The sequence below is a fragment of the Mycobacterium sp. KBS0706 genome (assembly GCF_005938675.2).
In the GTDB taxonomy this organism is placed as follows: Bacteria; Pseudomonadota; Alphaproteobacteria; order DSM-16000; family Inquilinaceae; genus Inquilinus.
Map to the genome: position 1 here is coordinate 37878 of NZ_VCCH02000038.1, position 12275 is coordinate 50152.

The 12275-nt window shown below is 67.2% G+C and carries 10 protein-coding genes; 7 read left to right on the top strand and 3 right to left on the bottom strand.

Annotation, left to right across the window (positions count from 1 at the left end; genetic code table 11):
• The first annotated feature begins 247 nt into the window (after window positions 1–247).
• Window positions 248–3079, top strand: a complete 2832-nt coding sequence (locus tag FFK22_RS20815; RefSeq protein ID WP_138888614.1) for a winged helix-turn-helix domain-containing protein — start codon at window positions 248–250, stop codon at window positions 3077–3079.
• 102 nt (window positions 3080–3181) lie between these two features.
• On the opposite strand, the gene rbsK is transcribed toward FFK22_RS20815, so the two are convergent.
• Together rbsK and FFK22_RS20825 are read right to left on the bottom strand one after the other, a co-directional pair.
• Window positions 3182–4111 (bottom strand): ribokinase, encoded by a 930-nt coding sequence (rbsK, locus tag FFK22_RS20820; RefSeq protein ID WP_138888615.1) that lies wholly within the window; start codon window positions 4109–4111, stop codon window positions 3182–3184.
• Window positions 4112–4121: 10 nt separating this feature from the next.
• Complete coding sequence (locus tag FFK22_RS20825) at window positions 4122–4571, bottom strand: RbsD/FucU family protein (RefSeq protein ID WP_138888616.1); 450 nt, start codon at window positions 4569–4571, stop codon at window positions 4122–4124.
• Window positions 4572–4709: 138 nt separating this feature from the next.
• On the opposite strand from FFK22_RS20825, the gene lptF reads away from it, so the two are divergent.
• From lptF to FFK22_RS20840, 3 genes are all read left to right on the top strand, one after another.
• Window positions 4710–5849, top strand: a complete 1140-nt coding sequence (gene lptF, locus FFK22_RS20830) for an LPS export ABC transporter permease LptF (protein WP_186002564.1) — start codon at window positions 4710–4712, stop codon at window positions 5847–5849.
• A 120-nt stretch (window positions 5850–5969) separates the two neighbouring features.
• Window positions 5970–7793 carry a DNA helicase RecQ gene (recQ, locus tag FFK22_RS20835; RefSeq protein ID WP_138888618.1) on the top strand — a complete coding sequence of 608 codons (1824 nt, stop codon included), beginning with the start codon at window positions 5970–5972 and terminating at the stop codon, window positions 7791–7793.
• A gap of 142 nt (window positions 7794–7935) precedes the next feature.
• Window positions 7936–8712, top strand: coding sequence for an RICIN domain-containing protein (locus FFK22_RS20840; RefSeq protein ID WP_138888619.1), 777 nt, complete (start codon window positions 7936–7938; stop codon window positions 8710–8712).
• 24 nt (window positions 8713–8736) lie between these two features.
• Here FFK22_RS20840 and FFK22_RS20845 read toward each other — a convergent pair whose 3' ends face one another.
• Window positions 8737–9147: a cupin domain-containing protein gene (locus FFK22_RS20845; RefSeq protein WP_221938741.1), complete on the bottom strand. Its 411-nt coding sequence runs from the start codon at window positions 9145–9147 to the stop codon at window positions 8737–8739.
• A gap of 238 nt (window positions 9148–9385) precedes the next feature.
• Here FFK22_RS20845 and metC point away from each other — a divergent pair, with 238 nt between their 5' ends.
• Genes metC through FFK22_RS20860 form a run of 3 tightly spaced genes read left to right on the top strand, consistent with a single transcriptional unit; the run spans window position 9386 to window position 11410 of the window.
• On the top strand, window positions 9386–10570 hold the full coding sequence (metC, locus tag FFK22_RS20850; RefSeq protein ID WP_138888621.1) for a cystathionine beta-lyase: 1185 nt from the start codon (window positions 9386–9388) through the stop codon (window positions 10568–10570).
• A complete protein-coding gene (gene hisI, locus FFK22_RS20855; RefSeq protein ID WP_138888622.1) occupies window positions 10567–10965 on the top strand; it encodes a phosphoribosyl-AMP cyclohydrolase in 399 nt (132 codons plus the stop codon). The genes metC and hisI overlap by 4 nt, the downstream gene beginning before the upstream one ends.
• A gap of 16 nt (window positions 10966–10981) precedes the next feature.
• Entirely contained in the window at window positions 10982–11410 is a 429-nt protein-coding gene (locus tag FFK22_RS20860) for a hypothetical protein (protein ID WP_138888623.1), read from the top strand.
• The last annotated feature ends 865 nt before the right edge of the window (window positions 11411–12275 follow it).

Consider the following 12275-nt stretch of genomic DNA (forward strand, 5'->3'; position numbering starts at 1 on the left):
TCTGCGAGATGCGAGAGTTTCCTTGATCGACCGGCGCCTGCCAGAGCTCGCAGGCCAGCCTTGTGGGCTAGGACAATTGACTAGCACCGGGGGCGGCTTTCGAGTGGTAAAAAACGGTAAAAGAATCGAGGTGGGGCGGGCCGCGGAATTGCTTTACCGCGAGTCCGGTTAGCGGTCGTAGGAAGGGAAGAAGCGATCCGGCGGTCCGGCCGCAATCGCGAAGCCCGCATTGGGGGCTGCAGGGATCATGGGTTGGTCAGACAGCACTGACGGCAGGATTTTCTGCTTTGGCGAATGCCGTTTCATACCCGATCGCCAATTGCTGCTGCACCGTGGCGTTCCGATCCATGTCGGAGCCCGTGCGCTCGATCTGCTGCACGCCCTGGTGCGGAGGCCCGGCGATCTCGTCGGGAAGGACGAGCTCATCCGCTTCGCGTGGCCGAACATTTTCGTCCACGAGGCCAATCTGAAGGTCAATATCGCCGCCCTGCGGCGCGCTCTTCCGCGGGGTCAGCCCGATTTGAATTACATCGCGACGGTGCCTGGCCGCGGATACCGGTTCGTCGCCCCGGTGCGCGTCCTGGGCCCGCCCGTCGAGGCGGTTCTCCCGGATGCGGTGAGAGAACTGCCGGTCGTGCCGGTGCTGATCGGGCGCGACGAGATCACGGCGGAGATCGTCGACACGCTCGCGGAGACCAGGCTGCTGACGATCGTGGGGCCGGCGGGCGTCGGCAAGACCAGCATTGCGATTGCCACGGCGCGGCACGTCCGCGAGCGGTTGAAAGACGGCGTGTGCTTCGTCGACCTCGCCGCGATCGAGGATCCGCATCTCGTCGCGCCGGCAATCGCCATTGCACTGGGGCTGGACAGCAATCTCGTCAATGTCCTCGCCGGGCTTGTCGAAACGCTGCGCGACCGGGACATGTTGCTGGTGCTCGACAATTGCGAGCATGTGCTGAGCGTCACGGCGGCCGTTGCGGACCATCTGAATCATGCGCTGCCCAGGCTTCTGATCGTCGCGACGAGCCGCGAGCCGCTGCGGTGCCGGCGGGAGTCCGCCTATCGCCTCGCACCGCTTCGCTGCCCGTCCGAGGGCAGCGAAGCGGACACCGCGGCGGCGATGAGCTTTCCGGCCGTGGAGCTCCTGGTACGACGCGCGGAGATCCATGGTTATCGGATGAACCAGACCGACCTGCCCGTGCTCGCCGCCATCAGCCGCCGCCTGGACGGCATCGCGCTTGCGATCGAGCTTGCGGCGCCAAGGCTGTCCGTCGATGGCCCCTCCGCACTGCTCAGCCTGCTGGAGCACAGCTTCGAACCACTGGCGTCGCAGGGGGACGCCGCGACGCCCCGCCATATGACGCTGATGGCGACGCTGGACTGGAGCTACAGGCTGCTTCCGCAGCACGAAGCCCGTCTGTTGCGTCATCTGTCAGTCTTCAGCGGCACATTCGTGCTGGAAGATGCGGTCGGCGTGTGTGGCCATCTCGCGGCGGCGGAGGATGTCGCGGCCTGGCTGGAAAGCCTTGCCGCCAGATCGCTGCTGGCTGTCAGCTACCATGCTGGACGCCGGCGCTACCGCCTCCTCGACAGCACGCGCAGCTTTGCCGGCGAACGCCTTCGAACCCATGAAGAGCACCAGACGGCCATGGCGGCCTATGCGCGCTACCTGCTGGTCCTCTTCGAGCAGGCCGAAGTCGAATGGAACTGGCGGACCAGGGAGGATTGGACAGCGCGCTACGGTCATTGGGGGATCGATCTGCGCCGGGCGATCGACTGGTCGTTCGGCGACGGAAGCGACGTGGAACTCGGGGTTCGGGTGACCGCCGCAGCCATTCCCCTGTGGGGTGAGCTTTCCTCGATCTCCGAAATCCGGACGCGCGTCGGGAAAGCACTGGACGCCCTCGACAGCCTGCCCGGCCTCCGTCCGATGCTGAGAATGAAGCTGGTCGCAGCGCATGCCCAAAATGTGAACTTCTCCGGCAACCTCGGTCCGGAGGTGCAGACGGCCTGGCAGGAAGCCCTGCGGCTTGCCGAAGAACTCGGACAAGTCGAGTATCGGCTTCGAACGACGATCGGCTGGGTCGGCGCCAAGACATTCGCGGGCCGCCATCGCGAAGCGGTGTCGATGCTCGCCGGGCTCCGCAGTATCATCGCCGCTGAAAGCGAGCACTCCGCGGCACCGGATATTTCCCGGCTGGAACTGATCAACCGCTTTTATTGCGGCGAGATCAGGAGCGCTGTTGCGGGTTTGAGGCTCCTGGCTCGCGAACATGCGATGGTCGCCAACCGATCACGAACCTCGCGGTTTCAGCTCGATCGCTTCGTTGGGATCCGATCTTATCTCGGCCCCATGCTGTGGGTCATCGGCGAGCATCATCAAGCACTCAGCGTCGCGCAGGAAGGGGTCGCAGCAGCAGCCGCGATCGACCACAAAATTTCTCACATGCATTCATTGGGACTGGGAGCAATTTCAGTTTCGATCTGGTGCGGCTTTTTTGACTTGGCGCAGGATCAGGTGAGGATGCTTGCGGCACAAACCAGCTTTTGCCAGGTCGACACTTGGCCGCCATTCCTGCGCTTTTATCAAGCCACGATCGACGCCACTGACGGCGACAGTGATGCAATCGACAGGATGCGGGAGGGAATCGACGAATTCAGGGCTCGCGATCTCAAAATTCATTTCCCGATTCATCTCGCGATGCTTGCGCAGGCAGCTTTATCTCACGGCCGTATCGATGCCGCACGCGCCGCGGTTGAGGAGGCCCTGGACTATGCAGAGGATGGCGGTGAACGTTGGTGCACCGCCGAATTGCTTCGCCTCCATGGCATGCTGCGATGGCGCGAAGGAGACATGCCGAAGGCACAAGAGGTCCTTCGAGAGGCCGTGAGGGTCGCGCGCCAATATGGTGCGTTGAGCTTCGAGCTGCGCGCAGCGACCAGCCTGGCCGAACTCAGCCTGCAGACCGGCCGCCGGGACGGCGCGATGGCGCAGCTGGCTGCAGTCTACCAGCAGTTCAACAGCAGCTTTCAAAGCGCCGATGTGGTGGCGGCGCGCAGAGTTCTGGGGTCGCTTTGAATGTCGGCGATCGAAGCGCGGCCAGTCCGGCCATCGCGGGCGATTCGATCATGATAAGGCCGCGATCGGCGAGCGACCCATCACCCCGTCTCTGCGTCGGCATCAGGACTGGCGGAGCAGCGCCTCGACCTCGTCGCGCTGCGGCATCGACGGCGCCGTGCCCGGCCGGGTCACCGAGAGGCCGGCGACGGCGCAGCCGAAGCGCACCGCCTCGGCCACCGGCCGGCCTTCGGCCAGAGCCAGGGCGAAGCCGCCGTTGAAGGCGTCGCCCGCCCCGGCGGTCTCGACCACCGGCCCGGCCGAGAAGGCCGGGACATGCACGGTCTCCGACCGGCTCTTCAGCAGTGCGCCCTTCTCCCCGAGGGTGACGATCACCGTGCCGACGCCCTTGTCCAGCAGCACCTCCGCCGCCCGCGCCGCCTGCTGGCCGCTGTCGACCGCGAAATCGACCAGGCTCTCCGCCTCGGTCTCGTTCGGGGTGAGGTAGTCGACCAGGGGATAGAGATCGTCCGGCAGGCTCATGGCCGGCGCCGGGTTCAGGATCGTGGTCACGCCGTGCCGCCGCGCGATCTCCAGCCCGCGCCGCACCACCGGCAGCGGCAGCTCGAGCTGGGCGACGAAGACCTTCGCCGCGGCGATGGCGGGCGCCGCCGCCTCCAGCTCGGCCTCGGTCAGGGCCGCCGCGGCCCCCGGCTCGATGATGATCGCGTTCTCGCCGGTCTTGCCGTCGACGAAGATGAAGGCGGCACCGGTCGGCCGCTCCGGATCGGTCAGCACATGGGCCGCGTCGATGCCCTCTTCGGCATAGAGGCTCCGCGCCATCTGGCCGAACGGATCGGTGCCCAGCTTGGTGATGAAGGCGACGTCGGCGCCGGCCCGGGCGGCGGCGACCGACTGGTTCGAGCCCTTGCCGCCCGGGCCGAGCTTGAAGCCGTTGGACAGCAGGGTCTCGCCCATCACCGGCAACCGGGCGGCGCGGAAGGCGAGGTCGGCGACGAACACGCCCTGGACGGCGATCTTCGGCGAGGTCATGGGTCTGGTCCTACTTCGGCGGGATCACGCCCATCTTCAGCAGGAAGCAGCCGTAGAACCGCCCCTCCCCGGCCCGGACCACGGCATAGGCCTTCTTGGCGTCCTCGTAGAAGGCGAAGCGCTCGACCGAGCCCATTGGCCAGGACCGGCCCTCGGCGCGGTCGATCTCGGCCTGAACCTCGCGCTGCACCTCCGGGATCTCGTCCGGCTGGCCCACCACCTCCATGCGCCGCGCCGGATGGTCGACGAAGCTGTCGAGCGGCATCAGCGACAGGATCGCCCGCACCGCCCGGGCGGCGCTGACGCCCGGCAGCTCGATCGGCGCCTTGACCATGGTGTGTTGCGCGACCGACCGGGACGGGAAGTTGGTGTCGCAGATCACCAGGTCGTCGCCATGCCCCATGCCGGCCAGCACGGCGAGCAGATCCGGGGTGATGATCGGATCGATGGTCTTGAGCATTTTCAGCAGCTTCCCTGGTCTTTTCGGGCGCCATGGCGCGTTGATTTGTCGTGCTTATCAGCACGCGGCATTCTGGATCACCGCCGCGACGCTTGGCAACATGGCCGAAGCATTGCGGCTCGTGTATATCGTGGCGCCATGTCGCTCCTCAGCCGCTACATGTTCCGCCAGATCGCGGTCGCCACGATGCTGGCCACCGTGATTCTCGTCTTCGCGATCATGCTTACCACCTCGATGCGGCTGATCCAGATGATCGTCGACGGCGGCGTCGGGGTCGGCCTGTTCCTCGAGCTGGTCTTCCTGTCGATGCCGGAGTTCCTGATCGCGGTGCTGCCGGTCGGCGTCGTGGCCGCCTGCCTGATCGTCTACAACCGGATGCTGTCGGACGGCGAGCTGCTGGTGATGCGCGGCGCCGGCATCGGACAGCTGCGCCTGGCCGTGCCCGGCCTGGTGATGGGGCTGATCATCACCGGCCTGAGCTACAGCATGACGCTGTATTTCTGGCCGGTGGCCAATCGCGAGTTCCGCGACCTGACAGCGATGGCCCAGTCCGACGTCTCGGCCGCCTTCCTGCAGACCGGCGAGTTCAACGCCATCGGCGACAGCAAGACGGTGTTCGTGCGCGACCGCAACCCGGTGACCGGGGACCTCAGCGGCATCCTGGTGCACAGCACCGACAACGAGGACCAGCCGATCACCATCATCGCCGACCGCGGCTATGTCGAGGACAGCGAGGACGGGCCGCGGATCGTGGCCCTGAAGGGCGTGATCCAGCAGCTCGACCGCAAGACCGGCAAGGTCGACCCGGTCGCCTTCGACAGCTACACCGTGCCGCTGAACACCCCCGGCGTCGAGGACCTGGCCCGCAGCTATCGCGCCCCGTCCGAACGGTTCCTGCCCGACCTGCTGCACCCCGATCCGAATTCCCCTCGCGACATGCGGAACTACGGCCGGCTGGTGATGGAAGGCCACAAGCGCATCACCGATCCGCTGCTGCCCTTCGCCTATGTCGTGCTCTGCCTCGGCGTCCTCTTGAGCGGCGACTACAACCGCCGCGGCCTGAGCCGCCGCATCCTGATCGCCGCCATCGGCGTCGTCGCGGTCCAGGCCACAACCATGAGCGTCGCCGGCGTGGCCCGCGACTCGCTGCAGCTGGTGCCGATCATGTATGTGATGCCGGTGCTGACCACGGTCGTCGGCTTCGCGATCCTGCTGGTCGCGCGGCGCCGGAAGGTGCCGACGGAGGCGCCGACCAGCCCCAATCTCGCACCGGCCTGAGGCATCCGGGCCGTCACAGGCCTGGAGGCGGCATCGCTGCTGAGCCACAACCTGTTGTGGTCAAACGGCCGATCGCAAACGGCATTTGGTTCGGGCCCCGGCGACAGCTATAAGCGCTCCATGTCCCCCGATCCCCTCTCCGTCCTGCACGACGTCTTCGGCTACACCGCCTTCCGCGGCGAGCAGGCCGAGATCGTGGCCCAGGTGATTTCCGGCGGCGACGCCCTGGTGCTGATGCCGACCGGCGGCGGCAAGTCGCTGTGCTATCAGGTGCCGGCGCTGGTCCGGCCGGGGCTGGGCGTCGTGGTGTCGCCGCTGATCGCGCTGATGCAGGACCAGGTCGAGACGCTGCGCCAGCTCGGCGTCCGCGCCGCCGCCCTGCACTCCGCCCTGCCGCCCGGCGAATCGCGCAACATCGCCCGGGCGATGCGCTCCGGCGAGCTGGACCTGCTGTATGTCTCGCCCGAGCGGCTCTTGACCGACGGGCTGCTCGACATGCTCGACGACTGCAAGCTGGCTTTGTTCGCGATCGACGAGGCGCATTGCGTATCGCAATGGGGCCACGACTTCCGCCCGGAATACCTGCAGCTCGACACGCTGGCGACGCGCTATCCGGGCGTGCCGCGCATCGCCCTGACCGCAACCGCCGACGGCCCGACACGGCGCGACATCGCCGAGCGGCTGAAGCTGCAGAACGGCCGCATCTTCGTCGCCGGCTTCGACCGGCCGAACATCCGCTACCGCATCGTGCCGAAGGAGAACCCCAAGGCGCAGCTGCTGTCCTTCATCCGGCGCGAGCATCCGAACGAGGCCGGCATCGTCTACTGCCTGTCGCGCATCAAAGTCGAGGCGACGGCCGAGTGGCTGCGCGGCGAAGGTATCGAGGCCCTGCCCTACCATGCCGGGCTGGACCGCGAGGTGCGGGCGTCGAACCAGGACCGCTTCCTCAAGGAGGACGGCGTGGTCATGGTCGCGACCATCGCCTTCGGCATGGGGATCGACAAGCCCGACGTCCGCTTCGTCGCCCATCTCGACCTGCCGAAGAGCCTGGAGGCCTATTACCAGGAGACCGGCCGCGCCGGCCGCGACGGGCTGCCGTCCGACGCCTGGCTGGCCTACGGCATCCAGGATGTCGGCAAGATCCAGGGACTGATCGCCGAATCGGACGCGCCGGAGCGGCAGAAGCAGATCGATCGGCAGAAGCTGGACGCGCTGCTCGGCTATTGCGAGACGGTGCGCTGCCGCCGCCAGGTGCTGCTGGAGTATTTCGCCGACACCCTGCCGCAGCCCTGCGGCAACTGCGACACCTGCCTGGAGCCGGTCGAGGCCTTCGACGGCACCGAGCTGGCGCGCAAGGCGCTGTCCTGCGTCTACCGCACCGGCCAGCGCTTCGGCGTCGGCCATGTCATCGACGTGCTGACCGGCAGCGAGACCGACCGGGTGCGCCAGCTCGGCCATGATCGCCTCAGCACCTGGGGCATCGGCCGCGACCTGGCGAAGGCGGAGTGGAAATCGGTGTTCCGGCAGCTGGTGGCGGCCGGCCTGCTGATCGTCGACACCGAGGGCCATGGCGGGCTGCATCTGGCGCCCGACTGCCGCGAGGTGCTGCGCGGCGAGAAGGAGATCCATCTGCGGCGCGAGGCAGTGAAGCGGCCCGCGCGCGGCAAGGCTTCGGGCAAAGGGGTCGGCCGCGCCGTGCGGGCGCTGCCGGACGATCCGGCCGAGGCCTCGCTGTTCCAGGCGCTGCGGGCGCGGCGGCTGGAGCTGGCGCGCGAGCAGGGCGTGCCGCCCTATGTCATCTTCCACGACGCGACCCTGACCGAGCTGGCCCATGCCAGGCCGCGCTCGATGACGGAGTTCGCCACCATCCCCGGCGTCGGCCAGGCCAAGCTGCTGCGCTATGCCGACGCCTTCCTCGAGGTGATCGAGCAGCACGCCGAGTAGGGACGGCGCGACGCGGCTTTCATAAGACTTTATTCTCGATTCTCGAATCGATCGTCCCATAGCCTTCCGCAGCCGGACGGCTTCCCTTCCCGGCGCCTTCGCCCGGCATCCGGACGTCAACGATCGTTTTCCCGAGGATCGAATGATGCAGCTCTATTTTTTTGCCGCCACCCTCGAAACCGATAACGCGCCGGTGCTGATGATCGAGAGCACTTCGCCGGCGCCGGGCTCGACCCTCCAGATCGACGCGATCGACAGCAATGTCGCGCTCTGGCAGCTCTGGTCCCTGACCTCCGACGGCCACCTCGTCAGCGCGGGCAACTCGACCCTCGCCCTGAGCATCGGCGAGAACAACGCCCTGATCGTCGACACGCTGCAGCCGGGCAACGCCGCGCAGCTCTGGCAGATCTCGAACGGCACGATCGTCAGCAAGCTCAACGGGCAGGCGCTCACCGTCACCACCGCGAGCGATCCTTCCGCCTCCGCCGTCGTGCTCGAGCCCGCGCAGAACTCCCAGGCCCAGCAATGGACGCAGACCGGCTTCGACTGCAACACCCTGCTGACGACGGTGAGCAACGGAACGGCGAAAGACCTCCTGCTGTCCGCGACCGCCATCGAGGGCCTGGTCATGGCTCCGGACGGCACCATTCCCCTGCCTGCCGGCGCCAGCGTGACCGTCGTGTCGACCTACATGGGCGGCCTGGCGACCGGATTTCAGATCTTCGGTCCGGAGAATGCCGCGGCTTCGGTGGCATCGTTCGACGTCCATCAGCACCAATGCGTCTTCGAGGCCGGAGACGTCTGGGTCGACACCATCAACTATCTCGACGGCTTCAACGTGTCGGACGTGCAGACCCAGTCGGGCTCCCACCACGACACGCTGCCCGGCAACGTCTCTGTCACGATCACGCAACCCTGAGCTTGGCGCCCGGGCGCGACGGCCCTACGGATGGAGGCCGTCGAGATCGGGCATCAGCACCACGCTCTCCTGCTCGTTCGGGTCGGTGCGGGCGATCACCGCGACGCAGGCCTCGGTCGCGCTCGGATTGTAGGGCAGGTGCGGCATGCCGGCGGGGATGTAGAGGAACTCCCCAGCCTTGACCATCAGGTGCTGCTCCAGCCGGTCGCCGAACCACATGCCGGATTCGCCGCTCAGCACATGGATCGCGGTCTCATGCGCCTCGTGGCGATGCGCCTTGGCCCGGCCGCCCGGCGGCAGGGTGACGAGCTGCAGGTGGATGCCCGTCGCTCCCGCCGATTCGGCCGAGATCCCGGGCGTGTAGGTCAGCGCCTGCTTGCCGGTGAACCGCGCGCCGGCGCCGACCACACGGCAGGTCGGCTTGAGATCCGTCATATCCATCATCCGCGTCCCATCGCATCGACCCGTCCATCCTCGGCGGGCCGGATGACCGTCGCATTGCGGAACGGGGGAAGAGTGTTACATCGGAGACAGATGGCGACGATTTTCGTCGCACCCCGCTGGCCCGCCCTGCGCGGAACGGGTTTGACCCGCCCGCCCGGCTGGCCGAAAGATGGCGGCCCTGTCAGTTGTGACGACTGACACACGCCGCCACTGACTGACAGCGACCGACATGTCCAAGTCCCGCCGCCCTGCCACCATCCTCGCCCATGCCGGCCGTCATCCCCGAGAGAACCACGGCATGGTCAATCCGCCCGTCTACCACACCTCGACCGTGCTGTGGCCGACGGTGGCGGCGATGGACGCGTCCCATGCCGGCTTCGAGCACGGCGTCTACAGCTATGGCCGGGTCGGCACCCCGACCAGCGAGGCCTTCGAGGACGCGGTCACGGCGCTGGAGGGCGGGTACGGCACGGTCGCCGTCTCCTCCGGCCTGGCCGCGGTCAATGTCGCGCTGACCACCTTCGTCAAGGCCGGCGACCATGTGCTGGTCACCGACAGCGCCTATGGCCCGACCCGGCGCTATGCCGACACGGTGCTGGCCCGCTTCGGCGTCGAGGTCGAATACTACGACCCGCTGATCGGCGCCGGCATCGAGGCGCTGTTCCGCGGCAACACCCGGCTGGTCTATCTCGAATCCCCGGGATCGCTGACCTTCGAGGTGCAGGACGTGCCGGCGATCGCCGCCGCCGCCCGGGCCCGCGGCATCCTGACCGCGCTCGACAACACCTGGGCCACGCCGCTCGGCTTCGACGCCTTCGGCCATGGCGTCGACGTCACCGTCCACGCCGCGACCAAATACATGGTCGGCCATTCCGACGCGATGATGGGCATCGTCGGGGCCCGCGAGAAGTCGGTCTGGCTGAAGCTCAAGAGCTTCGCCGTGACCTCCGGCCATTGCGCCGGGCCGGACGACCTCTACCTCGCCCAGCGCGGCCTGCGCACCATGGGGGTGCGGCTGCGCCAGCACCAGGAGAACGCGCTCGAGATCGCGCGCTGGCTGCAGGCGCGGCCGGAGGTGTCGCGGGTGCTGTACCCGGCCCTGCCGCAGGATCCCGGCCATGCGCTGTGGCGGCGCGACTTCACCGGCGCCTCCGGCCTGTTCGCGATCGTGCTGCAGCCGGCCTCGGCCCCCCAGGTGGCGGCGATGCTGGACGGCATGGAGCTGTTCCAGATGGGCGCCAGTTGGGGCGGCTATGAGAGCCTGATCCTGCCGACCCATCCGGAGAAGATCCGCAGCGCCACAACCTGGCAAGCCGAGGGGCCGGGCGTCCGGCTGCATGTCGGCCTGGAGGACCCGGCCGATCTGATCGCCGATCTGGAGGCCGGATTCGACCGGCTGCGGGCGGCCGCATGACCGCGGAAACGCTGCTCGACGAGGTCCGGTTCGACACCGACGGGCTGGTCCCCGCCATCGCCCAGCAGCACGACAGCGGCGAGGTGCTGATGCTGGCCTGGATGAATCGTGCGGCGATCGAGGAAACGCTGGCCACCGGCCGGGTCTGCTACTGGTCGCGATCGCGGCAGGCGCTGTGGCGCAAGGGCGACACCTCCGGCCAGGTGCAGCGCCTGGTCGAGCTGCGGCTGGACTGCGACGGCGATGCGGTGCTGCTGCGGGTCGACCAGACCGGCGTCGCCTGCCACACCGGCCGGCGCAGCTGCTTCTTCCGGGTGGCGAGCGACGGCGCCTGGCACACCGACCTGCCGGTGCTGCAGGACCCGGAGGCGCTGTACGGCCACCGGCACGAGTGATCCTGCGAGGAACAGCATGGCCTTCGCGATCAAGGCCGAAATCCGCGATCCGCGGGCAGAGACTTTCGTGTTCACCGCGCAGAAGACGATGTATGGCGGCAAGCACATCGCCGCGGGCGACACCGTCTTCCTGTTCGCCAGCGAGACCGAGGGCGGGCGGGGCCTGGTCGCCTGCGGCGTCGTCACCGCCGCCGCAGCGGTCGCGAAGCTGCCCGGCTCCGCCCGGCAGACGCCGCGGGTGAGCGTCACCATCCGGCGCACCGCCCTCGCCACGCGGCCGCTGGGGCGGAGCGAGCTCAAGCCCCTCACCGACTGGACCGACGGCCAGCCCGGGACCGAGCTCAACTTCAAATTCTATCGCCAGGCCACCAACAAGATCGTCGGCCTCTCCGATGAGACGGCGGCGTTCCTGAGCGGCTTCTTCCGCAGCATGATCGGCCAATGAACGGAACAAAATTCTGCTGAAATAAATTCAATATCTATGAAATTCATAGATTTCTAGAGCCAGAGTGTCAAAGCGCTTGCCTTCTTCGGAAACAATGATACTTTTTGGCGCTAATAAAAATTTAGTACTATCTTAGCGATAATATTGCTTGGCCTCGCCCCCCAGGGCCTTCCTTGTCCCTCCTCTGCGCAAATCGGCGGCCTCGCCGGGGAACGACACCGGCAGACCCCAGCGAAAATCTGGAGGGAGATGCGACGTGGACATCAACGACACGGCCGAACCGGCTGAATTTCTTCCAGATGCCAGGGACATTGAGGAGATTGTCATGCAGCGTTGCCTTTCCCGCATTATCCCCGCCCTGTCGCTCTGTCTCCTGGCGCTGGCGCCGGCCGGCGACGCAAGTGCCCAGACCGCCTTCAGCCTGCGTGGCGGCCCGACGCTCGACGTGCTTCAGAAGGCCCATCCCTTCCAGGACAACAACGGCCAGATCCCGCCCGCCGGTGAATATTCCGGCCCGCTCTTCTCGCTCAATCACAACTGGCCGACCGCGCCCGACCCCTTGAAGGACGCGCCGTGGCAGAAGGCGATCGGCAACGGCCCGATCACGACCGCCAATGCCGCGGCCTATGCCGATGCCCTGAAGCAGGCGGTGAGCAAGAACGCCCGCGCCCTGATCATGCACTATGACAGCTGGGACGCCGCCGCGGCGGGCTGGTACAACGAGCCCTGGCTCGGCTCGCTGCGCGAATCGATCCACGGCACCTATGCAGCCGGCGAGTTCGGTCCCGCGATCTTTCCCGATACGGGACTTCGGGTGACCTTCAACACCAATGTGCTGACCTATTACGACCAGCGCGGCCTATTC